The 22,773-nt window shown below is 68.6% G+C and carries 21 protein-coding genes and 1 riboswitch; of the genes, 13 read left to right on the forward strand and 8 right to left on the reverse strand.

The window, feature by feature from the left end:
* Positions 1–18: 18 nt before the first annotated feature.
* Positions 19–942, reverse strand: coding sequence for an alpha/beta fold hydrolase (locus OG254_RS15045; protein ID WP_405581785.1), 924 nt, complete (start codon positions 940–942; stop codon positions 19–21).
* 552 nt (positions 943–1,494) lie between these two features.
* Positions 1,495–1,629: riboswitch (cobalamin riboswitch) on the forward strand.
* A 115-nt stretch (positions 1,630–1,744) separates the two neighbouring features.
* On the opposite strand from OG254_RS15045, the gene OG254_RS15050 reads away from it, so the two are divergent.
* The 6 genes from OG254_RS15050 (at position 1,745) to OG254_RS15075 (ending at position 8,203) form a co-directional block, all read left to right on the forward strand.
* Positions 1,745–2,962, forward strand: coding sequence for a prenyltransferase/squalene oxidase repeat-containing protein (locus OG254_RS15050; protein ID WP_405581788.1), 1,218 nt, complete (start codon positions 1,745–1,747; stop codon positions 2,960–2,962).
* Positions 2,959–3,624, forward strand: coding sequence for an SCO2322 family protein (locus tag OG254_RS15055; RefSeq protein ID WP_405581791.1), 666 nt, complete (start codon positions 2,959–2,961; stop codon positions 3,622–3,624). Before OG254_RS15050 ends, OG254_RS15055 begins: the two co-directional genes overlap by 4 nt.
* Positions 3,617–4,846 carry an energy-coupling factor transporter transmembrane component T gene (locus OG254_RS15060; RefSeq protein ID WP_405581793.1) on the forward strand — a complete coding sequence of 410 codons (1,230 nt, stop codon included), beginning with the start codon at positions 3,617–3,619 and terminating at the stop codon, positions 4,844–4,846. Before OG254_RS15055 ends, OG254_RS15060 begins: the two co-directional genes overlap by 8 nt.
* Positions 4,843–6,618: an ABC transporter ATP-binding protein gene (locus OG254_RS15065; RefSeq protein ID WP_405581796.1), complete on the forward strand. Its 1,776-nt coding sequence runs from the start codon at positions 4,843–4,845 to the stop codon at positions 6,616–6,618. Before OG254_RS15060 ends, OG254_RS15065 begins: the two co-directional genes overlap by 4 nt.
* Positions 6,615–7,451 (forward strand): ECF transporter S component, encoded by an 837-nt coding sequence (locus tag OG254_RS15070; protein WP_405581798.1) that lies wholly within the window; start codon positions 6,615–6,617, stop codon positions 7,449–7,451. The genes OG254_RS15065 and OG254_RS15070 overlap by 4 nt, the downstream gene beginning before the upstream one ends.
* A gap of 335 nt (positions 7,452–7,786) precedes the next feature.
* Complete coding sequence (locus tag OG254_RS15075) at positions 7,787–8,203, forward strand: transglycosylase SLT domain-containing protein (RefSeq protein WP_405581800.1); 417 nt, start codon at positions 7,787–7,789, stop codon at positions 8,201–8,203.
* 81 nt (positions 8,204–8,284) lie between these two features.
* Here OG254_RS15075 and OG254_RS15080 read toward each other — a convergent pair whose 3' ends face one another.
* A complete protein-coding gene (locus OG254_RS15080; protein WP_405581802.1) occupies positions 8,285–8,755 on the reverse strand; it encodes an RICIN domain-containing protein in 471 nt (156 codons plus the stop codon).
* Positions 8,756–9,029: 274 nt separating this feature from the next.
* Between OG254_RS15080 and fxsT the strand changes: the two genes are divergently transcribed.
* The 5 genes from fxsT (at position 9,030) to OG254_RS15105 (ending at position 14,680) form a co-directional block, all read left to right on the forward strand.
* Positions 9,030–11,171 carry an FxSxx-COOH system tetratricopeptide repeat protein gene (fxsT, locus tag OG254_RS15085; protein ID WP_405581804.1) on the forward strand — a complete coding sequence of 714 codons (2,142 nt, stop codon included), beginning with the start codon at positions 9,030–9,032 and terminating at the stop codon, positions 11,169–11,171.
* 165 nt (positions 11,172–11,336) lie between these two features.
* A complete protein-coding gene (locus OG254_RS15090) occupies positions 11,337–12,119 on the forward strand; it encodes an SDR family NAD(P)-dependent oxidoreductase (protein ID WP_405581808.1) in 783 nt (260 codons plus the stop codon).
* 25 nt (positions 12,120–12,144) lie between these two features.
* Positions 12,145–13,386 carry a PAS domain-containing sensor histidine kinase gene (locus tag OG254_RS15095; RefSeq protein ID WP_405581811.1) on the forward strand — a complete coding sequence of 414 codons (1,242 nt, stop codon included), beginning with the start codon at positions 12,145–12,147 and terminating at the stop codon, positions 13,384–13,386.
* Positions 13,387–13,881: a hypothetical protein gene (locus OG254_RS15100; RefSeq protein ID WP_405581814.1), complete on the forward strand. Its 495-nt coding sequence runs from the start codon at positions 13,387–13,389 to the stop codon at positions 13,879–13,881.
* The gene (locus OG254_RS15105; protein WP_351187682.1) at positions 13,868–14,680 is read left to right on the forward strand and encodes a hypothetical protein; all 813 of its coding nucleotides are present in this window, start codon (positions 13,868–13,870) and stop codon (positions 14,678–14,680) included. The genes OG254_RS15100 and OG254_RS15105 overlap by 14 nt, the downstream gene beginning before the upstream one ends.
* Here the strand turns inward: OG254_RS15105 and OG254_RS15110 are convergent.
* A complete protein-coding gene (locus OG254_RS15110) occupies positions 14,656–15,306 on the reverse strand; it encodes a 2OG-Fe(II) oxygenase (protein WP_405581817.1) in 651 nt (216 codons plus the stop codon). The genes OG254_RS15105 and OG254_RS15110 overlap by 25 nt on opposite strands.
* 183 nt (positions 15,307–15,489) lie before the next feature.
* Positions 15,490–16,725: a cytochrome P450 gene (locus tag OG254_RS15115; protein ID WP_405581819.1), complete on the reverse strand. Its 1,236-nt coding sequence runs from the start codon at positions 16,723–16,725 to the stop codon at positions 15,490–15,492.
* A 248-nt stretch (positions 16,726–16,973) separates the two neighbouring features.
* Between OG254_RS15115 and OG254_RS15120 the strand changes: the two genes are divergently transcribed.
* Positions 16,974–18,143, forward strand: a complete 1,170-nt coding sequence (locus tag OG254_RS15120; RefSeq protein ID WP_405581821.1) for a steroid 3-ketoacyl-CoA thiolase — start codon at positions 16,974–16,976, stop codon at positions 18,141–18,143.
* A 100-nt stretch (positions 18,144–18,243) separates the two neighbouring features.
* Here the strand turns inward: OG254_RS15120 and OG254_RS15125 are convergent, their stop codons facing one another.
* Positions 18,244–18,489 carry a DUF397 domain-containing protein gene (locus OG254_RS15125; RefSeq protein WP_405595003.1) on the reverse strand — a complete coding sequence of 82 codons (246 nt, stop codon included), beginning with the start codon at positions 18,487–18,489 and terminating at the stop codon, positions 18,244–18,246.
* Between the two features lie 58 nt (positions 18,490–18,547).
* The gene (locus OG254_RS15130) at positions 18,548–19,396 is read right to left on the reverse strand and encodes a helix-turn-helix domain-containing protein (protein ID WP_405581824.1); all 849 of its coding nucleotides are present in this window, start codon (positions 19,394–19,396) and stop codon (positions 18,548–18,550) included.
* A gap of 92 nt (positions 19,397–19,488) precedes the next feature.
* Between OG254_RS15130 and OG254_RS15135 the strand changes: the two genes are divergently transcribed.
* Positions 19,489–19,992, forward strand: a complete 504-nt coding sequence (locus OG254_RS15135; RefSeq protein ID WP_405581827.1) for an ATP-binding protein — start codon at positions 19,489–19,491, stop codon at positions 19,990–19,992.
* Here the strand turns inward: OG254_RS15135 and OG254_RS15140 are convergent.
* Together OG254_RS15140 and OG254_RS15145 are read right to left on the reverse strand one after the other, a co-directional pair.
* On the reverse strand, positions 19,933–21,309 hold the full coding sequence (locus OG254_RS15140) for a tryptophanase (protein WP_405581829.1): 1,377 nt from the start codon (positions 21,307–21,309) through the stop codon (positions 19,933–19,935). The genes OG254_RS15135 and OG254_RS15140 overlap by 60 nt on opposite strands.
* 89 nt (positions 21,310–21,398) lie before the next feature.
* On the reverse strand, positions 21,399–22,535 hold the full coding sequence (locus OG254_RS15145) for a tryptophan dimethylallyltransferase family protein (RefSeq protein ID WP_405581831.1): 1,137 nt from the start codon (positions 22,533–22,535) through the stop codon (positions 21,399–21,401).
* Positions 22,536–22,773: the final 238 nt, after the last annotated feature.

A 22,773-nucleotide genomic window follows, 5' to 3' on the forward strand; every position in this document is an offset into this window, starting at 1 on the left:
AGGGGCTGCCGAAACCCGCTACACGGCGGCCCCGAACCGCTCGCGAGCACGGTCACGCAGCCAAGCGAGTATTTCCGGTACGGCCGGCAGCGCGGCGAAGTGAGCCGCCCCCGGCTTCAGCACGGCAGTCGCTGAGGGAATGCGTTCGGCTAGCCATCGGAAGTGACCGACGGGCGAGAAGGTGTCGTGCTCACCGTGCCACAGCAGCAGCGGGACTTCGACGATCTTGCCTGGCTCGAAGCCCCAGTCCCGCCGGAAGGACAGCACGTCATCGAGCCACCCGAACGAGGAACGCACCACACTGGTCTCGTAGTTGGCGAGGAGCAGGCCTCGGATCCCACCGTGTCCCACCACAGCCTTGTCTGCCGTGGGCATCTCCGGAGTCAGTAGCCCCAGTAGTGATTCCGGCTTGTCACGAATGGCATCTGCATTGCTGGCAAGGTTGGCCTTGAGCCTTTCCAGGCACTCCTCGGAACCATCGCGGAGAGCCGCCCTGGCGGCCTTGTAGGCGATGACGTTGGACGGGGCCATCCCCTCGAACCAGTCGAGCCCATCTGCATCGGGAGGAGCGATGCTGACCAGCACGGCAGCACTGGCGACCCTGTCCGGAAGCAGCGCCGCACACGCCAACGCGTGCGGTCCGCCGCCGGAACGGCCGAGCACGGAAAACGGCCCGAGATTCAGCTGGTCGGCGATGGCCTCCACGTCCGCGGCGGCGTGACACACAGCGCGGCCTTTTAACCGCTGCGACTCCCCGTACCCCGGCCGGTCATAGGAGATGAGCCGGATGCCCAGCTTGTAGAGAACGCTGGTCCGTGGACGCGGCCCGACCCTGCTGCCCGGAGTGCCATGCAGCAAGAACACCGGGTGGCCCTTCGGGTCCCCCGACGTCTCGAAGAAGAGCAGCCTCTTGCCGTCGCCGCTCTTGACACTTCCCAACACCAGGTGTGCCTCCCGTCGCCAGCGCCGCGGCCGCCCGGAGCAGGACCCAGAGAATCAGCATCCCGCCCGTCAGAGCGCCAGTCGACACACAAACCAGCCGTCATTCGCGACGGACCAAGGGTTTTTCGAAAGACGCAATGTCATGGGGTGACGGTTGCGCGTCCCGAAGGGCCGCTCGCACCGACCAAACGGTAGAGGATTCCCACCCTCCGGCAGGTCATTCCAGCCACACCGATAGCCATTCGGCGCAAAATACATGTTTGGTTTGACACTTCAGTGATCACACCGCCGCACGGCGGCGATCATGCAGACCGAGGGCAGTACCCACATGATGGGGTCCCCCGACACGGCTCGCATCCTGACGTCGGCCGATACCGATCCGTCCGCAAGGAAGGGCCGACATCCCGGCCGGGATCATGCACACGCCCATCACGAAGCTCGGCAACCCCCTGCAACATCCATGGGCGAAATCCAGCCGAACCGGCCACCCTCGACCTCGCTCACCACCGGCCCGCCTCCGCCGCCCACCGCCCCCTCTCGGCCCCCGCCTACCCCCGGGTAGAGTGTCGCCGTCGTCATCACACCCGTACGTGGGAAAGCCGGTGCAAATCCGGCGCTGACCCGCAACCGTGAACCGGTCGTCGTCGAAGGCCGGTGAGCCGGATCGCCGCGTACGGGAAGTGACCGGCTCACGTGCCCCGGCAGTCCGCCGGAGTGCGGCACCGTCGAGGTATACGGAGCCGAGCCGCCGGGGGTCTCCCCTGTGCTGCCCGGTCCCCCTAGGGAAGGGCACCCGCCGATCATGAACGTCCGTCACAGCGCCGCGGTCCTGGCCGCCGCCGTCGTGATCGGCGCGGCCGCGCCGGCCATAGCCGCCGACTCCTCCCCCTCCGCCTCGCCGAAGCCGGCGTACCCCGCCGAGCTGTACGGCACCACCGACCCCACCTACGACGGTGTCTGGCGGCAGTCCCTCGCGATGCTCGCTCAGGACACCGTCGGGGTGAAGCCGGCCCCGAAGGCCGTGGACTGGCTGCTTGGGCAGCAGTGCGCGAACGGGGCCTTCGCGCCCTACCGTGCCGACGCCTCCGCCGACTGCGATGCCAAGACCCTCGTCGACACCAACAACACGGCCGCCGCCGTCCAGGCGCTCGTCGCCCTCGGCGGGCACGACGCCGCCACCTCCAAGGCCGTGACCTGGCTGAAGTCCGTCCAGAACAAGGACGGCGGCTGGGGGTACATGCCGGGCGGGGCCAGCGACACCAACTCCACGTCCGTGGTGATCGGTGGACTCGCCGCCGCCGGTGAGAAGCCTGCGTATGTCCGCAAGGACGGGCAGTCGGCGTACGACGCACTCAAGCAGCTCGCCCTGTCGTGCAAGGACGACGACGGCGGCGCCTTCGCCTTCCAGCCCGACAAGAAGGGCAAGCTGCTCGCCAACGCCGACGCCACCGCGGCCGGTGTCCTCGGCTCGCTCGGCAAGGGCCTCGTCGTGAGCCCCGGCAAGGAGACGCCCACTGCGGACTGCACCGACGGCGGCTACCCGTCCTCGCTTCAGGCCGCCGTCAACGGCGCCGCCTACCTCACCGACGCCCTCGCCAAGGACGGCCACCTCACTTCCGCCCTCCCCGGCGCCGAGGACCAGCCCGACTACGGCAACACCGCCGACGCGGTCGTCGCACTGGCCGCCCTCTCCGGTGCCGACGCCGCCGAGAAGCCGCTGCGCTGGCTGGAGCAGAACTCCGCGAAGTGGGCGAAGCAGAGCGGCCCGGCCGCCTACGCCCAGCTGATCCTCGCCGCCCACGCCACCGGCACCGACCCCCGCGACTTCGGCGGCGCCGACCTGGTCAAGCAGCTCAACGCCACCGGCCCCGCACCGCAGGCCGCGGCAAAGGCCACAAACGAGGAGAAGACCAAGGACGACAGTCCCTTCGGTGTCTGGTGGTACGTCGGCATCTTCCTCGTCGTCGGCGTCGGCATCGGCTTCCTGCTGAGCGGCCGCAAGAAGGGCCCCCAGGCGTGATCCGCCGCGTGCTCGCCCCGCTCCTGGCCGCGCTGGTCCTGCTGACCGGCGCGGCCCAGGCCGCTCAGGCGGCCGGCTACCGCTACTGGTCCTTCTGGGAGCGGCAGGGCGACACCTGGATCTACGCCACCCAGGGCCCCTCCCTCGCCCGCCCCTCCGACGGTGACGTCCAGGGCTTCCGGTTCGCGGTGAGCGAGGACTCGAAGGACGCGACGCAGCCCAGGGGCGCGGCCGAGTTCGCGGTGATCTGCGCCAGGACGCCCGCCGAGGACGGCAGGAAGCGGGTCGCCCTGGTCATCGACTTCGGTACGGCGGCCGACGCCCCGTCCGGCGAGACGCCCCCTGCCCGCCGTACGGCCTGTGCCCGGGTGGCTCCCGACGCGACCACGGCCGAGGCCCTCGCGGCCGTCGCCAAGCCCCTGCGCTACGACAGCAACGCCCTGTTGTGCGCGATCACCGGGTATCCGCAGAAGGGCTGCGGCGATCAGGTGTCGGGCGGCGGCGGGGAGACCGGGAAACCGACTGCGGCCGGACGGACCGCCACCGCGGCCGAGGACGACTCGGACGGCGGGCTCTCGCTGGGCCTGGTCGCGGGCGTCGCCGTGGTGGTGGTGCTCGGGGCTGCGGCGGTCTGGCAGGCACGGCGGCGCGGGGATGCCTGAGCGCGCCGCCGGCTCTGACGATGTGCGCCGCCTCGGGACGGGGACGGGAGGTTGGTCGTCCGCGGCGCCATCGTGGCTGGTCGCGCCCGCGCGGCGGAGCCGCACATGTCACGGCCCCGCGCCCCTTCGGGACGCTGCCGCCCCTCCCCTGCACCCCGGCGCCTGGTGGCTCTGGGCCCTCGCCCTCGGTACCGCCGCCACCCGCACCACCAACCCGCTCCTCCTCGCCCTCCTCATCGCGACCTCCGCGTACGTCGTGGCGGCCTGCCGCCCGAACGCCCCCTGGGCCCGCTCCTACTCCGTCTTCTTCAAGCTGGCCCTGGCCGTCCTCTTCATCCGGCTCGTCTTCGCCGTGCTCCTCGGCTCCCCGCTCCCCGGCACCCACGTGATCGTCACGCTCCCCGAGATCCCCCTCCCCGACTGGGCGCAGGGGATCCGGCTGGGCGGCAAGGTCACCGTCGAGACCGTCCTCATCGCCTTCTACGACGGCCTGCGCCTCGCGACGCTCCTCATCTGCGTGGGCGCGGCGAACTCCCTCGCCAACCCCACCCGCCTGCTCAAGTCCCTGCCCGGCGCGCTGTACGAGATCGGCGTGGCGGTCGTCGTCGCCCTCACCTACGCCCCCAATCTCATCGCCGACGTCCAGCGGCTGCGCGCCGCCCGCCGGCTGCGCGGCCGGCCCGACACCGGCGTCCGCGGCCTCCTCCAAGTGGCGCTCCCGGTCCTGGAGGGCGCGTTGGAGCGGTCGGTCGCCCTCGCCGCCGCGATGGACGCGCGCGGCTACGGCCGTACCGCCGACGTCCCGCGCCGCGTCCGCCGTACGACCACCGCGCTCACCCTCGGCGGCCTGCTGGGCGTCTGCGCCGGGACGTACGGGCTGCTCACCGCCGACGGCGGCACCTACGGTCTCCCGGTCCTCCTCGCCGGAGTCGTCGCCGCCCTCGCGGGCCTGCGCCTGGGCAGTCGGCGTTCCCCGCGCACCCGTTACCGCCCCGACCGCTGGGACGCCCGCGCCTGGCTGGTCGCAGGTTCCGGCGCGGCGGTCGCCGCCCTGCTGACCCTGGCCGCGGACCGCGCCCCTCAAGCCCTCAACCCCGGCGTAATCCCCCTCGTCGCCCCCACCCTCCCCCTGTGGCCCGCGGCGGCAGTCCTCCTCGGCCTCCTCCCGGCCTTCATCAGCCCCACAGCTCGCACTCCCGCCGCCCCCAAGGAGCCGTCGTGATCCGCTTCGAGAACGTCTCCGTGACGTACGACGGTGCCGCCGAACCCACCGTCCAGGGCGTCGACTTCGAGGTCCCGGAGGGCGAACTGGTGCTGCTGGCAGGCCCGTCCGGCGTCGGCAAGTCCACCGTGCTCGGCGCGGTGAGCGGGCTCGTGCCGCACTTCACCGGCGGCACTCTGCGCGGCCGCGTCACGGTGGCCGGCCGGGACACCCGTACGCACAAGCCCCGCGAACTCGCCGACGTGGTCGGCACGGTGGGCCAGGACCCCCTGTCCCACTTCGTCACGGACACGGTCGAGGACGAGCTCGCCTACGGCATGGAGTCGCTCGGCCTGGCCCCGGCCGTGATGCGCCGCCGCGTCGAGGAGACCCTCGACCTGCTGGGCCTCGCCGATCTGCGCGACCGTTCCATCGCCACCCTCTCCGGCGGCCAGCAGCAGCGCGTCGCGATCGGCTCGGTCCTCACCCCGCACCCGAGCGTCCTGGTCCTGGACGAGCCGACCTCGGCCCTGGACCCGGCCGCCGCGGAAGAGGTCCTCGCGGTCCTCCAACGCCTGGTCCACGACCTCGGCACGACGGTCCTGATGGCCGAGCACCGCCTGGAACGGGTGATCCAGTACGCCGACCGGATCGCCCTGATGCCCTCCCCCGGCCAGGCCCCGCTCCTGGGCACCCCGGCGGAGATCATGGCCGTCTCCCCGGTCTACCCACCGGTCGTCGCCCTGGGCCGCCTGGCCGGCTGGAGCCCGCTCCCCCTGACGGTCAGAGACGCCCGCAGAAGAGCGTCCGACCTGCGCGAACAGCTCGAGAACCGCACCACCGCAGCCCCTCAAGGGCCGGCCGGCCCACGGCAACAGCTCGACGAACAGGACAGCATCGCCGCTCAGGGGCGCGGGGAACTGCGCGACCAGCCACAACCGACGCGCAGCAGCCGGCAGCCCGCACCACCCACCCCGTCGGGCGTCCCCACCCCCCACCGCTGGTTCCGCCGCAAACAGACCCCCACCGCCCCGGCATCTCCCCATGCCGCCGAAGTACAGGCCCTCTCCGTAACCCGCGACCAGATCCGCGCCCTGCGCCACATCGACCTCACCGTCACCCCCGGCGAGACCGTCGCCCTCATGGGCCGCAACGGCGCCGGCAAATCCACCCTGCTCAACACCCTGGTCGGCCTGGTGGAACCCACCACCGGCTCGGTAGCCGTAGGCGGCACCGTCCCCCACCGCACCCCACCCCGAGACCTCGTCCGCCGAGTCGGACTCGTCCCGCAGGAACCCCGCGACCTCCTCTACGCCGACACGGTCGCTGCCGAGTGCACGGCCGCCGACGCCGACGCCGGCGCCGAACCCGGCACCTGCCGCGCCCTCGTCTCGGAGCTCCTCCCGGGCATCGCCGACGACACCCACCCCCGCGACCTCTCCGAGGGCCAGCGGCTGACGCTCGCCCTGGCTGTCGTCCTGACCGCCCGCCCTCCGCTGCTTCTCCTCGACGAGCCGACCCGCGGCCTGGACTACGCGGCGAAGGAACGCCTCGTAGCCCTGGTGCGCGATCTGGCCGACCGCGGCCACGCGATCGTGCTGGCCACCCATGACGTGGAGCTCGCCGCCGAGCTCGCCGACCGGGTCGTCCTGCTGGCCGAGGGCGAGGTGATCGCCGACGGCTCGACCGCGGACGTCGTCGTCTCCTCCCCCTCCTTCGCGCCGCAGGTCACCAAGATCCTCGCCCCGCAGGAGTGGCTCACGGTCACACAGGTGCGAAAGGCCCTGGCATGAGCGTTTCGAAAAGCCCGCGCCGAACACCCCGACCCGTCGACCTCGGCCCCCGCTCCATCGCCGCCCTCGCCCTCGTCAGCGCCGTAGGGATCGCCGCCCTGATGTGGCCCTTCCTCGCCCCGCCCGAGTCGGCCGTCATCGCGCACAGCGAGGACGCCCCCTGGTTCTTCGCCTGCCTGCTGGTGCTGCTCGTCGCGGTCGTCGGGGCGACGATCTCCGAGTCGGGGCTCGGTCCGAAGGCGGTCGCGATGCTCGGGGTGCTGGCCGCGACGGGCGCTGCGCTGCGGCCGATCGGCGCAGGCACCGCCGGTCTGGAGCCGATGTTCTTCCTCATGGTGCTGAGCGGCCGCGTCCTCGGCCCCGGCTTCGGGTTCGTGCTCGGCTCGGTCACGATGTTCGCGTCGGCGCTGCTCACCGGCGGGGTGGGCCCGTGGATGCCGTTCCAGATGCTCGCGATGGGCTGGTTCACCATGGGGGCCGGGCTGCTCCCTGACCGCGACCGGCTGCGTGGCCGGGGCGAACTCCTGCTCCTGAGCGCTTACGGCTTCCCGGCGGCCTTCGCCTACGGCGTCGTCACGAATCTGGCGGGCTGGACCTTCATGAAGGGGCAGGCCTCGTCCATCGCCTTCTCCGCGGACGCCCCCGTGTCCGTAAACCTGGCCCGCTTCGTCGCGTACTGCCTGGCCACCTCCCTGGGCTGGGACCTGGGCCGGGCCGTCACCACCGTCGTACTGACCCTGTTGCTCGGCCCGGTGATCCTCCGGGCCCTGCGCCGGGCCACTCGGCGGGCCGCTTTCGAGAGCCCCGTCACGTTCGACGCACCCGCACGGTGAGGGCCCACGCGCGGACCGTCACTCGCACGGTGAAGCACCCCACATGACCCACGTCACCTACGATCCACCCTAGTCGGACAAATCGGATGTCATGCACGCGTCCGCACCGCTCCTGACCTGCGAATAGAGAGCCACGTCACACGAGCCCCCCGCACCCCTCATACGACCACAACTAGCAAAAGCACTCATTGCGGACACCTTCCCGGGCTGTTTCTCTGGATGACGTCGCACGGCGCCGACGAGCCCACAGGGCCTCGGCGCCGACGCATGCCACCGCCTCGCATCGCGTGGTTCCGGCTTGCCCGCGACGCCCTGTCCCCGAAGAAAGGCTCCCCGTGTCCGCTGTTTCTCTCTTCCGCCGCACCTCCGCCCCGAAGAAGACCCTCGCCGGTGTCGTGCTGGCCGCCGCCACCGCCGGCACGCTGTTCGCCGCCGCGCCCTCGCAGGCCGCGACGACCGGGTCCTCCTCGGCGCAGACGGTCGCGAAGAAGATGATCTCGGACTCGGCCCAGTACCAGTGCTTCTCGAAGATCGTCGACCACGAGAGCGACTGGAACGTCAACGCCACCAACGCCTCGTCCGGCGCCTACGGCCTGGTCCAGGCCCTGCCGGGCAACAAGATGGCCTCCGCCGGCTCCGACTGGAAGACCAACCCGGCCACCCAGATCGAGTGGGGCCTGGACTACATGAAGGACCGCTACGGCAGCCCGTGTGGCGCCTGGGGCTTCTGGCAGTCCAACGGCTGGTACTGAGCCGAGCAGCCGACCTGAACCGAAGGCGGCGACCCCCGATCCCCGGGGTCGCCGCCTTCACTCATGAGGTCAGCCGATCCCTCACACCTGGTCGATCACCCAGCGGGACGCCGTCCCGATGGTGGGCTGGAAGACGACCTGGGCCCCGACCGTCCCGTTCGCGTCCAGGTACTTGCCGCTCTCGTTGTGCTTGATGGACTTCGCGGTGCCGGACGTGGTCGTCCACTTCTGGTACGCGCCACCGTTGCACGGGAACGTGTAGACATCCGCGCCGTTCCCGTCGAGGCAGTGGCCCGATGCCGGGTTCCTGAAGACGCCGCCGGCGATCTGCCACACCTGCTTCGCGCTGCGGTCACACCGGCCGAGGACAAGGTTTCCCTTGCCTCCCGAGATGTTCACCTGGAGGCAGGAGTTGCTGCTGTTGCCGTTGATCACCTGGTAGTTCACCGGCGCCGCCTGCGCCGAGGTCGCGCCGCCGACCAGCAGCGTCGAGCCGAATGCGATCGCCGCGCCCGCACCGGCGAGTCGAGTGAGGCTCCCCTTGAATTCCATGATTGATCCCCTCGTTTTCAGGACGACGCTCGTGTTCGTCACCGGAAGTGCTCCGGAAGTGCTGTGGCATCTGTGCCGCCGTATACGTTGAGGGGTAGCGCCGCTCGGGTACGGCAGTCTCGGAGGAGTCCGGATCCGCTGGGCTCCCCCGCTGGTCGAGCTACGTTTTTGGACTCCGAAGTCCGGACGACTCCGGAGAGCTGGACGGGGGAAAGCGGCGTACATGAGGGGACCGGGCTCACCGCAGAGCTGGTTTGTCGACCGGTTGCAGCGCTTGCGCACGTCTTCGGGGTCACCCACCCAGGCGCAACTGCTGGCCTACGACGAGACCAAGGTCCTCACTCGCTCGTCGCTGTCGGACCTGCTGGCGGGCAAATTCACCAAGCCGCCCCCGTGGGAGCGGATCGCGGCCTACGTGACCGCCTGCGTCCGCGCCGCGCACGCCGGCCGGATCGACCTCTCCCCCGAGGAAGAGCTCGCGCGACTGCGGGGCGACCATGCCACGCTCACCGACCTGTTCGAGACCGCCGTCAGGGAGGTCCGCGCACCGGCGGCGCGTCGCTCGGGCTCGCGGCCCCGTCCGGCGACCTATCGGCTGCCGCCGCGCAACACCAACTTCACCGGCCGCGACGCCGCATTGCGGGAGTTACGGCGGCGTCTCACCTCGGGCGATGACGGCGCGATGCAGGTCGTGCACGGGCTGGGTGGTGTCGGCAAGACGCAGCTTGCGGTCGAGTACGCCTACGTCTACCGGTCGGAATACCGGTTCGTGGCGTTCGTGGACGCCGAGGATCCCGATCTGGTGGTGTCGCAGTTCGCGTCGCTGGCCAGGGAACTGGGACTGGCGGAGGTGAGCTCCGATCAGGTCGTCCCGAGGGTGTACGGCAAGTTGCTGGAGCACGGGCCCTGGCTGATCATCTTCGACAACGGGGAGAGACCTGGCCCGCTCTTGGACGCGCTGCCGTCGGGTGACCTGGGGAGCAACGGCCACGTCATCGTCACCACCAGGCTGCGCGGCTGGTCGAGCAGAGCCGGCGTCATCGACCTGGAGGTGTTCACCAGGCCGGAGGCGGTGGAGCTGCTGGCCCGGCGGGTGTACGGCATGACCACCGTGGTGGCGGACCGGATCGCCGAGCACCTGGGGGACCTGCCGCTGGCGCTGGAGCAGGCGGCCGGGTACATGGACTACAACCAGACTGCGCCCGAGGACTACCTGGCTCTGCTGACGTCGCGGCTGGAGGACATGATCGCCCTGGGCGAGCCCCCGGACCGGCCGGCGGTGGTGGTTGCGACCCTGTGGCAGCTCAGCGTGCGAAAGCTGGAGATCGCGCAGCCGCAAGCGATGAGGCTGCTGGAGCTGTGTGCCCTGCTGGCGCCGGAGCCGATCCCGCTGGGCCTGTTCCGCGGCAGCGCGGAAACACTGGTCGCGGCCGCGGCCGACCCGGTGGCGTGGGACACGACGGTCGGTGCTCTGGCCGGCCTCGGGCTTGCGAGGCGCGGGGCCTCCTCCCTGGTGCTGCACCGGCTGATGCAGGCCGCCATCCGCGCCGCGATGCCGGACGACGTGCGCACCGAGGCCCGGGTGCGACTGTGCCGGGCGATGCTCGCGGCCGTGCCGCACGACATCCACGGTGACCCGGATGCACGCTCGCGCTGGCAGGAACTCCTCCCGCACGCGCTCGTGTTGACCAAGGACGACGAGCCGCCGGCCGAGTGCGCCGCGGAGACGGCGACGCTGCTGAGGCTGGCGTCGGCGTTCCTCCTCTCGATCGGCGACCACTCGGTGGCGCTGCCCCTGTGTGAGCGTGCCTTCGCGATCGACGAATCGCTCGAACAGAGGGACGCGGAAATCGGCTTCGACCTGATCACCTTGGCGCAGATCCACCGTGACCGCGGCGCGCCGGAGCGAGCGCGTCCGATGGCGGAACGTGCTCTGAGCCTGCACGAGTCCTGTCTGCCGGCGGACAGTCCCGCCATCGCGACGGACCTGGCCACCCTGGCGCGAATCCGACAACTTCTCGGTGATCAGAAGGCGGCGGTGCCCTTGGCCGAGCGGGCGCTGCGGATCGACGAGGCGGCGTACGGGCCGGACGACCCGTACGTGAGCTTCGACTTGATCGCACTGGCGAGTGTCCACCTCGACCTGGACGACCACGCCGTGGCCGTGCCACTCATCTCTCGGGCGCTACGGATCCGCGAGGCCAGTTACGCGCCGGACCACCTGTACATCGGGTACGCCCTGCTGCTCAAGGCCCGAGCCGTGGCCGCGTTGAACGACCCGACCGCGGCGAACCTCGCACGCCGGGGCGCGCTGATCCTGAACACCCGGCTGGGCAGCACCCACCCCAAAACCGAAAATGCCTTCGCTCTGACCAACGAGCTCGCGCTCACCCGTTTGACTCCCGAGATCATTTAATTCGCCGGACCGAACCGGAGGCAGTTGGAAGATTCCAGTCCGTTTCTCGCATGCCGAGAGTCCGGGAATTGACGCTAACCTGAGATGAGCTACCAGACGGGGGCGCATCGGTGAGCTCTCCGTCCGGCGGTCCAGCCCGAAGTCCGGCCTCCCAGCGGAGATGTGATGAACAGTCCACTCACGGTAGTGGTCACCGGTGCGGCGACCCCGGGAATCGGCGAGGCGGTCACCCGTCGCCTGCTCAGGGATGGCTATCGAGTGATCGGCACCTACGGGAAACAGGACAGCCGAAGCGCCGAACGGCTGCGCAAGGACCTGCGGGAGCTGGAGTGGGACTGCAAACTGATCCCCGTCGATCTGAGTGACCGAAGTGCTCTGGACGACTTCGTGAACGACCTCCACGAGGAGGCGTGCAGCGAGAAGTGGAACATCCACGCACTGGTCAACACCGAGTATTACTTCACTCGTGAGGATCCCGACAAGTTCGATCACGAGGAGTGGGACCGGAGCATGGCCGTCAATCTGACGGCACCCAACTTTCTTGTGCGGGAACTGGGTCTGAAGCTCGCGGATCAAGGCGCGATCGTGACGGTGACGAGCACCGAGGCTTTCGTCGGTTCGTATGGTGCTTCCGCCTACGCCGCATCGAAGGCCGCCATTCACAATCTGACCAAATCCTGGGCCAATACGATGCCCCGGGACATCAGAGCCAACGCGGTAGCCGCAGGGTGGATCGATGGGGCCCTGGACGAACAGGTAAACGACAAATCGAGCGAAGTCACCCCCCTGCGTCGTCCGGGTAAACCGGACGAGGTGGCCGCTGCGGTCGCCTTCCTTCTTTCCGAACAGGCAAGTTTTGTGAACGGCACCGTGCTGACGGTGGACGGCGGCTACACAGGCACCGACACCGTGTCGAAATTCGAGTATGAGCTGATGCGCAAGCCGTAGACCGATCGGGGCACATGGGGGTGGGGTGGCGGAAAACGTCAGTGCTCAGGGCCTTTCGGACGAGGGTGCGGAGCTGATCCATGCCCTGCTCGACCAGGTCCCGGTGAGCTTCTGGATGTCCCGCGGTCGAGACGGTGATTACGAGATCGTCCTCTGGAATGCCGCAGCCGGCCGTATCTACGGCTACAGCAAAGAAGAAGCGATCGGCACCAGCTTTCTCGACCTGTTCGTGGACGAACCTCAGAAGGACCAGGCCCGGGAAGACGCGGATCGCATCATCGCCGGCGTCCCCCTCGTCGTTCCGGCCGTGAACTGCATCGCGATCGACCGGGACAGGCAGGGCAACCCCGTCGCCCTGCTGACCAACGCCTTCCGGGTGGAGTTCCTGGGTGAGCTGTTCCAGGCCGAACTCGCCGTGGACCTCACTCCAAGCAGGTTCCTGCAGCACACCGATGCCTACTACCGGGCCAAGCGTGAGGGCCCCAACCACGCTCCGCTGCGTACCCTCGACGCATTCCTGGACCACATCACCGAACTGAACTCTCGCCAGCTGGCCCTCTGGGGCCGTACTTTCGCACACGAGATCCGCAGCGAACTGGTTCCCCTGCGCCAGGCGTTGTGGCAACTGGCGTCGGACAATCCGGCTCTGTCGGAGACGGACGAGTTCCGGGACATCGAGCGGTCGGTGAGAAGCCTGCGCCTGCTGTCGGACAACTTCCTGTCGTTCCAGGCAAGTTTCCAGCCGGACCTACGGACAGGCAGGACACAGGACTTCGCCCGTCGTGGCGGCTTCGATCTCCTCCGCACCGTGCGCGAGGTCATTTCTGAGTTCGCCTACTCCGCGACACAGCTCGACACGGACATAGCCCTACTGCCCGGGGATGCGAGTCTGCTGACACGCACAAGGCTGCTCGGCACCCGTGAAGCCTTCACCAACACCCTGCGCAATGTCCTGAGTAACAGTGTCAAGCACTACGACAGTTCGGGCACGGCCGACGACATGCGCATCACCGTCTCCCTGACACGCGGCAGGAGCTTCACGGAGATCACTGTCCGAAACCCCGGCCAGATTCCGCAATCCCAGCTCGACCACGGCTTTGAGCCGTTCTACAAGGACGCGCAGAACCCGTCGGAGGGCATGCACCTCGGGCTGTCCATCGCACACCAGTGGACCGAGGAGGTCGGCGGAAGGATCTCCATCGCCAACGAGGCCGACCAGGTTCTTGTCAGCATCATGTGGCCATGCGACTCCCATGGAGACGCGTAGATGTCGACACCGCAGACTCCACTGGCCGGAAAGACCGTCGCCTTCATCGACGACAGGTACGACATCAACCGGTACTTCTTCGCCGCCATCAGACGGGCCGGGGCACACCTGCGCCACTGCAACTCGCTGCGCCAGGCGTGTGTCCTGTTCGAGTCGCGCTCCGAAATCGATGCGGCGGTGCTCGACCTGCACATGAGCCTTCCCGAGCCGGTGCCCGAGGCTCTGGACACCTATGCCGCCATCTTCCGCGGAAATCACGCCGGTTACCGACTGGGCGTACAAGATCTCAATGCCGGCCAGGTACTGGGCATGTACCTCAGCGCCCAGAACGGCTCCCGCCGAATACCCTTCATCTATCTGTCGGCGGTAGCGGACTCGTTCGTCGCCATGGATGAGGCCCGCCCATGGGAAGGTCGACCCGCGTTCGACAAGTACGAGACAAGTCCACAGCAACTCGTCGCCGTACTCGAGGAGATGCTGCGTGCCGATCCTTGACGCATCGGCCACTGCCCGGGCGGCCGAACCGGCCTATGACTTCGTCTGGCTCGGGGAGAGCGAGGCCTGGTACACATTCCTCTGGCTGGCGTCGCTGGTTGTCACGGCTGTGCTGTGGAGATCCACGCGTGAACGCCTCGTGCCCCGGATTCTCCTGACGGTCTGCGGAACCTTCGGAGTCACGCTCGCCGCGCCGGCCCTGTACGGCATGGTCGTCAGGTTCACTGAATCGAAAGCCGGCGCGTCTGACCTTTCCATGGCCATTTTCAGCGTGGTGGCCACCCTGATCTCCGGGTACTCCCTCTATGTCGTCACTGTGGTGGATCGTAAGCGGGACGAGGTCGAGCAAAGCATCCGTGACGTGAACAGACTGATCGACGAGCTGAGCGCCCAGAACAGCGAACAGCAGCAGGACCTGGAGAACACTCGCCGACAGCTGGCCCTGCAGGACCTGCGCATCGCGCTCTTCCTCGCCGTGACCGACGAGATCGAAACTCTCGATGAGGACGGGGCCGCTCAGTCACGCAACCGGGCCATGACCCTGCGGCTCGTGCAACGGCTCCTGGCCCGGCACAACTTCTCCGAGATCGTCTTCGACCTGCGGGAACTGACGTCCGTCCTGCACCGCCGTCCCACCATGGTCTCGCCCGAGGTGAAGGCCCGGATCCGCTCCTACCTCGACCTCCTGATCCAATGCTCGGCGGCGACGGACGCCGAGCATGTTCCCTCCATCCGAGAACTGTCCGGTCGGCTGAACCGCCCGGACGAAACCCGTCAGCCCACGACGGGACTGCCGTAGAGGTAATCGTCGAGATCCTCCGGGCGCGTGGATTCCGGGCATTCCTCGGTGTAGTAGTTCATGGCTACGACGATTCGCGTGGCGCCACCCGTCACAGCACGCACATAATGCGGATTCGACCTGCCGTCGAAGAAGACTAGATGGCCCTTCTGCGGATAGATCACCGAGCAGTCTCGGTCCACTTCGGCCACGCTCCGCGACCGCACATCATTCGCGATGGCCAACTCACCGCCGGTTTCGGGCCGGTGGCTGGTCGCGTAGAGCAAGCACGCGATCGGATTGGTATCGACATGGCATTCGCTCCTGTCGCCACCCGGATCCTGAACGTTGAGGACGACTGCGTAGCGGCGATCCGTCGCCGCGATCACTGTACGCCGGGCAAAGTATTCCCCCAGCTCCCTGAACCAGCCGCGATAGAGGTCGACAATCCAGGGAAGCTCCTCCCACATCACGGCGCCCCGGACCGTGCTCGTCCGCAATGCTGGGGTTCCGTTCTGTTCCCGAGAGGTGGAATGCGGAGGCGTGAGGATCCTGTCTTTCTGATGCTTACGAACGACCTCCGCGAAGTCGGTGTCCCAGTGGACGGGAAGCTGCGAGGTCACATCGAAAGTCGTCCACCCGAACATGTCCCCCACCCTTCATGACCGCCGTATCTCCCCTACGGCCGCATGTTCAGGGTAGCCGGGCAACGTGGATGAAGTTCCCGTTCTCGGCGCGGTTGTCACGTATTTTCCGATGCAGAGTGCGTCGCGGGGGAGGCAGGAACGGGGCGTAGGGACAAGGGGTGCTCCTGCCTCCCTCGGGACGGGTCAGCCGGTGCTGACCCGGAGTTCCTTCACGCCGTTGATCCACGCGGAGCGCAGCCGGCGCGGGTCGCCGACCAGGCTCAGGTCCGGCATCGCGTCGGCCACCGCGTTGAAGATCAGGTCGATCTCCAGCACCGCCAGGGACTTGCCCAGGCAGTAGTGGGGGCCTCCGCCGCCGAAGCCGAGGTGGGGGTTGGGGTCACGGGTGATGTCGAAGGTGTCCGGATTCTCGAAGACCTCGGGATCGTGATTCGCCGAGGCATAGAAGATGCCTACCCGGTCTCCCTTGTTTATGCGCTTTCCGCCCAACTCCGTGTCCTGAGTGGCCGTGCGCTGGAAGGAGACCACCGGCGTCGCCCAGCGGACGATCTCCTCCGCGGCCGTCCCGGGGCGCTCCCTCTTGTACAGCTCCCACTGTTCGGGATGGGTGAGGAAGGCGTGCATGCCGTGGGTGATGGCGTTGCGGGTCGTCTCATTGCCGGCCACGGCCAGCATCAGTACGAAGAAGCCGAACTCGTCCGAGCCCAGGTTGCCTTCGTCCTCGGCCGCCACCAGCGTGCTGACGATGTCCTTCGCCGGGCACGCCTTTCGGTCGGCGGCCATGTTCATCGCGTAGGCGATGAGCTCGGTGGCCGACTCGGCGCCGACCTCCTCGGTGATGGCGTACTCGGGGTCGTCGTACGAGATCATCTTGTTGGACCAGTCGAAGATCTTGGCCCGGTCGTCCTGCGGGATGCCGATGAGCTCGGCGATGGCCTGGAGGGGCAGTTCGCAGGCGACCTCGGTCACGAAGTCGAAGGGGCCGGAGTGTTCCCGGGCGTTCGCGGCGATGTTGCGCGCCCGCGTCCGCAGGCGTTCCTCCAGGGCGCGGATGGCGCGTGGGGTGAACACACGCTGGACGATCTGGCGGACCCGGGTGTGCTCGGGCGGGTCCATGTTCAACAGAATCAGCCGTTGCGCGTCGATGGCGTCGCGCTCGATGTGTTCGTTGAAGCGGATGATCGCGGTGTTGAGGGTGGACGAGAACAACTCCGGGTGCGTCGACACGTACTTGACGTCCGCGTGCCGGGTCACCGCCCAGTAGCCCTCGTCCTGGAATCCGGCCACGTTGGCCGGCTGCGGGATCCAGCGGACCGGTTCGGCCAGGCGCAGCTCGGCGAACTCCGGGAGGGGTACGCGGTGGTGCAGCACATCGGGGTCGGTGAAGTCGAACCCGTCGGGAAGCGCTGGACAGGACATCGGCAGCTCCAGCCGTCTGACGGACCATCAGAACAGGGTTGCCGCGAAGGTAGTAACGGGTTCTACAAGTCGCAAGAGGCGCGGCACCCCCAATCCCGTGCGGAATTCGTGCAGATCTCCGCAGATCAAGACTCCGGAACGTGCACGACCCTTGCGGTGACGGAGGTCACGTCAGCAGACTGCGAAGGGAACTAGAACACGTACTAGTTCTGGCGGAAAGCCAGGAGAGCCGAGAGGACCCCGCACCCATGGCTGCCGAACCCGTGATCGTCGAAGCAGTGCGTACCCCCATCGGCAAGCGCGGCGGCGCGCTCGCCAACCTCCACCCCGCCTATCTCCTGGGCGAGACCTACCGTGAGCTCCTCGGCCGCACCGGCATCCCCGCCGACTGCGTCGAGCAGATCGTCGGCGGCACGGTGACCCACGCCGGCGAACAGTCCATGAACCCCGCGCGCACGGCCTGGCTGACCATGGGCCTGCCCTACGAGACGGCGGCGACGACCGTCGACTGTCAGTGCGGATCCTCTCAGCAGGCCTCGCACATGACGGCCAACATGATCACGGCGGGCGTCATCGACGTCGGGATCAGCTGCGGCGTCGAGGCCATGTCCCGGGTGCCGCTGGGATCGGGCTCCAAGCACGGGCCCGGCAAGCCCTTCCCCGACGAGTGGAACGTCGACCTGCCCAACCAGTTCGAGGCGGCGGAGCGGATCGCTCGCCATCGGGGGCTGACGCGGGAGAACGTCGACTCACTCGGGCTGATCTCGCAGGAACGGGCCGCCGCCGCCTGGGCCGAGGAGCGGTTCAAGCGGGAGACGTTCGCCGTCCAGGTCCCGACGACCGAGGAGGAGCAGCGGGCCGGGCAGGGCATGTGGCGACTCGTCGACAAGGACGAGGGCCTGCGCGACACGTCCATGGAGGCACTGGAACGGCTGAAGCCGGTCATGCCGACCGCCGTCCACACGGCGGGCAACTCGTCCCAGATCAGCGACGGGGCGGCGGCGATCATGTGGGCGTCCAAGCGGATGGCGCGGGCGCTGAAGTTGCGGCCGAGGGCGCGCATCGTGGCGCAGGCACTCGTGGGCGCCGACCCGCACTTCCACCTCGACGGACCGATCGACGCGACCAAGGCCGTGCTGGGCAAGGCCGGGATGTCCCTGAAGGACATCGACCTGGTCGAGATCAACGAGGCTTTCGCGTCAGTGGTGTTGAGCTGGGCGCAGGTCTTCGAGCAGGACCTGGAGAAGGTGAATGTGAACGGCGGCGCGATCGCCCTCGGGCACCCGGTGGGGGCCACCGGGGCCCGCCTGATCACGACCGCACTTCATGAACTGGAGCGGGCGGACAAGGAGTTCGCGCTGGTGACGATGTGCGCGGGTGGGGGGCTTGCCACCGGCACGATCATTCAGCGGCTGTAGCCTCGGGTCCCGTCTCGTTCGGCTGCGGCGCCGTCGTGGCTGGTCGCGCAGTTCCCCGCGCCCCTGGGCGGCGCTGCCGAACCGCAGTTCACCAGTCCGCTTAGTTGTCCGCCGCCCAGTCGATGAACGTGGTGAACGCGGCGGGGTCGAGGGTGATGATCGGCCCCGCCGGGTTCTTGGAGTCACGGACGGCGATGGTGGTGTGGGGGGTCTCGGCGATCTCTATGCACTCGCCGCCCTGGTCACTTCTGTGCGAGGACTTGCTCCAGGTCAGGGAACCTGTGGGCGCACACTCGACACAACTACCGCCCTGATCACCGCTATACGGCGATTTCCGCCACGCCATGGCTCCGAGGGGTACGCATTCGACGCAGGATCCGCCTTGATCGCTGCTGTAGCTGGACTTACGCCACTGGATCCCCGCCGGAATCGCGTTGCTCGCCATAGCGTTCCTCCATTACCCGCCGGATCAACTCCGCCGAGTCCTTGAGGGAGAGCGCGGCGGCTTGAAGATGATCGTAACGGAGCGAGCAGTCTCTGACGGTGTCCGGATTGGCGGTCGGATGCCCGCTGCCGTAGCCCTCGGTATAGACGATGGACGGGTCGCTCCCGAAGCGGAAGAGGTCGAACGGGCCTGTCAGTCCGGCGTGCGCGCCGACCGAGAACGGCAGCACCTGGATGTTGATCCGGGGATCATCCTCAAAGGACAGGAGGTGCACCAGTTGTTCCCGCATGGTCTGCGCGTCGCCGATCTGCTGGTGCAGGGCAGCCTCGCCAACGATCGCCCAGAAGACCGGGGGCTCCGCCTTCTCGAAGATGCGCTGACGTGCCAGTCGTACGGCGGTCCGGTCCTCCAGGTTGCTCTGATCCAGCACGCCGAGAACGGAACGCGCGTACCCGGGAGTCTGCAGCAGACCATGAACCATGTGCGTATGGAACGTACAGATCTCGATCGCCCGCGACTCCAGCTCCGCCACCTGCTGAAACCAGGCCGGAAGTTGACTACGCATCACCAGCCCATGCAGCCGGGACAGCAACCCACCCGTCCCCAGCGCGATGTCCGCCCGCTCACTGAACTGCAGTGTGGGCAGTTTGCGGGCGGTCTCGATCTGGCCGACCAAGGAGCCGGTGCAGTAGACGATGCCCCCCAGCTGTTTCTGGGTCAGGTCGGCGGACTCGCGATAGCGTCGTAGCTCGAAGCCGTAGTAGTCGAGTGGCGAGGCTCCCGGGTCGAGGGTGTTGATGTGGGTCACTCAGAGCTCCCTCTCACGCAACTGGGCCCACTCCGGGACCCGTTGTATCCGTTCCGTAGCCCAAAGTAGTCGCGCCAGGTCACGCTCGTACCGTGAACGGATACATTCCCCCCACCTACCTGGCGCCCCTGCGCCGCCAGTACCGCCTGCGCCTCACCGTCGGTGAGCACTCGGCCCGGCACATCCGCGCCATCGCGCGCTCGCTGCTGGACGAGTGGGAGATGCGCGAACTGTCCGACGCCGTGGAACTGGGCGTGACCGAGCTCGTCGCCAACGTCGTACGGCATGTTCCGGACCGGCGGTGCGAGGTGCTGATGGTCCGGCAGACGTCCGGGGTGCGGGTCGAGGTGTCGGACGCGTGTGCCCAACTGCCCAGACCGTCGCTGGAGTTGTCGACGGACGCCGAGAACGGTCGCGGGCTGCTCCTGCTGGATGCCGTGGCCGACAAGTGGGGTGTGGACGCCGCCGGGCGACGGGACGGAAAGACCGTGTGGTTCGAGTGCGGAACCACACGGTCGGGACTTACCGGCGCTGCGTCAGGACCCGTCGGCCCTGGCCGGCTCCAGCTTGATGCTGAAGTGGCGGAGGATCGGTGACTGCTCGGTGATCCGGTAACCGTGCACCGAGCTGGGGTCCTTGGCTATGTCCGCCAGGGTCTGGGCGACGTGGTCGTAGTGGCTGCGCGTGTAGACCCGGCGGGGCAGGGCGAGGCGTACGAGTTCGTACGGCGCCGACTTGATCGGGTTGCCGTGCTCGTCCTCCTCACCGAGGTAGAGGGAGCCCAGCTCCGCCGAGCGGATGCCGCCGCGGAGGTAGAGCTGGCAGGCCAGGGAGTGGCCGGGGTACTGGTGGGGCGGGATGTGGGGCAGCAGGCGCCCGGCGTTGAGGTAGAGGGCGTGCAGGCCGGCCGGCTCGACGATGTCGACGCCCGCGTCCCGGATGCGCTGGGCGAGGTGGCCGGCGATGTCGGCCCGCTCCGCCAGGTAGGAGGGCTCGGTGACCTCCAGCAGGCCCTGGGCCATCATGTCCAGGTCGCGCCCGGCGAGGCCGCCGTAGGTGGCGAAGCCCTCGGTCGCGATGAGGAGACGCTCGCACTTCTGGGCGAGCTCGGGGTCCTTGACGCCGATGAACCCGCCGATGTGGACGATGCCGTCCTTCTTGGCGCTCATGATGCAGCCGTCCGCGAGGCGGAAGGCCTCCTCGGCGACCTGGCGGGGGGTGCGGTCCTGGTAGCCGGGCTCGTGACGGGTCACCAGCCAGGCGTTCTCGGCGAACCGCGCGGCGTCGAGGATCATCGGGACGCCGTGGCGGCGGCATAGGTCGGCGGTCTGCCGCAGGTTCTCCATGGAGACGGGCTGCCCGCCTCCGCCGTTGTTGGTGATCGTCATCACCACCGCGGCCACCGGCGACTCGTTCGCGCTTCGCAGCACCTGCTCCAGCGCCTGGAGGTCGATGTTGCCCTTGAAGGGGTGCGGGCTGTCGAGGTCCTTGGCCTCGGGGCAGGGCAGGTCGCGGGCCTGGCAGCCGACCAGCTCCACATTGGCGCGGGTGGTGTCGAAGTGCGTGTTCGACACGACGGTGCTGCCCGGGGTGAGCAGCGAGGTGAACAGGATGCGTTCGGCCGCGCGTCCCTGGTGGGCGGGCAGGAGGTGCGGGTAGCCGGTGAGTTCGCTGACGGTCTCGTGCCAGCGGTAGAACGACCGGGAGCCGGCGTAGGACTCGTCGCCGTTCATGCCCGCGGAGAGCTGGGCGGCGGAGATCGCGCCGGTTCCCGAGTCGCTCAGCAGGTCGATGGTGACCTCGTCGGCGCGCAGGTCGAACAGGTTGTAGGAGACCCGTCGCAGGGCTTCCTCACGCTGCTGGGGGGTGGTGAGGGGGATGGGCTCGACGACCTTGATCCGGTAGGGCTCCACGGCTCCTTCTTTCTGATGTGCTCGGGCATTGCCGATACTGCGCGGGCGGCCTTGTGACGCTGCGCGGGCTTTTTCTCAGGACGCGCGGATCACTGAGCGGGAGGACGCACCGCATAGGCCTCCGAGGAGACGTACGCGGTGATGCGGGGTCGGCGGTCGCGCTCGTGCGCCAGAGCCAGGTACGCGATCAGGCCGGCGCCCTCGGAGAGTTGCCGCGTACTGAGGGCGGCGAGGGCGCGGCGCAGTACCGAGGGGTCCATGCCGAAGCGGGTCAGCACGGCCGTGGCGCGGGCGAGCGCCTCCTCGTCGTCCCTGACGTAGTCACGGACCGGGACGTGCAGGGTGAACCCGCTCGGCCGGCCGGACGTGGTGTCGGTGAAGGAGTGGCAGGTCAGCGCGGGACGCCGCGCCAGTCGTGGCTCCGGCCTGCCTCCCGACCCGGTGGGCGGGCGCCCTTCCGCGGCTAGGTGGAAGAAGGCCTCCACGTCCTCGCGTGCCGGGCCGGGCTGCGCGCGGTTCAGTGCGTACGCCTCGGATGCGGCGAGGCTCGGATGCGCGGTGTAGACCTTGACCCGGGGTGTGTCCCAGGTACCGAGGTCCAGGGCGAGGAAGGGATAGCCGGTTGTGTCGGGAAGCGCTTCGAACGCCTGCCGGTGACCGAGCCGGTGCAGTGCTTCCCGCACGGTGGCCGTGGCGTGCTCGGGTCCGGAGGCGGCGGGATTCAGGTAGACCTTGACGCCGGGGACTCCACCGGGACGTAATTCCAGCGCGTACCACAGGGCCAGGTCACCCTGCGGGGACGCGGGCAGGAACAGGTCCTCGATGCGGTCCAGCTGGGTGGTGGAGAAGTCCCAGCGGCGGGCCATGTCCCGGATGGCGGCGAGCCCTTGGCGCCCGTTGTCCGCCAAGTCGCCGGCCGTGCAGCCGGGTTCGACCAGGACGCGCAGGCCGGGAGCCGCGCCCGGCCGGAAGGCCAGGGAGAACTCGACCGGCGTGTGGTCGTCGGAAATGAAACTCGGCGTGGCGGGCGGCAGCGACAGTGAACGGCCGCACGCGTCCCCGAGGGACTCCAGGACGATGTGCGCGTACAGCGCCGACTCCGCTGGCGACGAGCCCACGACCGAGCCCAGGCGCAGCAGTTGGCCGACGACGTGATCGGCGAGTGTGGGGCTGTACTCGTAAGTGACCGGCGCGTCGGTGACCTGCGCCGTACTCGCCGTACTCACCGGACCTCCCGGGCAGGGGCAAAAAGATACCCGCCGGTGAAGGCGGGTATCCGGCCGTTGGGCCATTGCGCGTGGACGCCTATGCGGCCTATGGGGAAGGCCGACTCCTGAACGAACGTGTGGAGCGAGCGGGTGACGGGGCGCTGGGCACGAGTGGCAGCGGGGTTGAACTCCACAGCCCCTCCTTCATCATGTGACGACTCAGATACCCTGCGCAGTCATACCCTGGCGCTTTAAC

It is taken from the genome of Streptomyces sp. NBC_01092 (genome assembly GCF_045039535.1).
Taxonomy (GTDB): domain Bacteria; phylum Actinomycetota; class Actinomycetes; order Streptomycetales; family Streptomycetaceae; genus Streptomyces.

Coding starts and splice junctions, on each gene's coding strand:
- OG254_RS15050 (WP_405581788.1), top strand. CDS start 1,745: ATGAACGTCCGTCACAGCGCCGCGGTCCTGGCCGCCGCCGTCGTGATC.
- OG254_RS15060 (WP_405581793.1), top strand. CDS start 3,617: ATGCCTGAGCGCGCCGCCGGCTCTGACGATGTGCGCCGCCTCGGGACG.
- OG254_RS15070 (WP_405581798.1), top strand. CDS start 6,615: ATGAGCGTTTCGAAAAGCCCGCGCCGAACACCCCGACCCGTCGACCTC.
- OG254_RS15080 (WP_405581802.1), bottom strand. CDS start 8,755: ATGGAATTCAAGGGGAGCCTCACTCGACTCGCCGGTGCGGGCGCGGCG.
- OG254_RS15090 (WP_405581808.1), top strand. CDS start 11,337: ATGAACAGTCCACTCACGGTAGTGGTCACCGGTGCGGCGACCCCGGGA.
- OG254_RS15100 (WP_405581814.1), top strand. CDS start 13,387: ATGTCGACACCGCAGACTCCACTGGCCGGAAAGACCGTCGCCTTCATC.
- OG254_RS15110 (WP_405581817.1), bottom strand. CDS start 15,306: ATGTTCGGGTGGACGACTTTCGATGTGACCTCGCAGCTTCCCGTCCAC.
- OG254_RS15115 (WP_405581819.1), bottom strand. CDS start 16,725: ATGTCCTGTCCAGCGCTTCCCGACGGGTTCGACTTCACCGACCCCGAT.
- OG254_RS15120 (WP_405581821.1), top strand. CDS start 16,974: ATGGCTGCCGAACCCGTGATCGTCGAAGCAGTGCGTACCCCCATCGGC.
- OG254_RS15125 (WP_405595003.1), bottom strand. CDS start 18,489: ATGGCGTGGCGGAAATCGCCGTATAGCGGTGATCAGGGCGGTAGTTGT.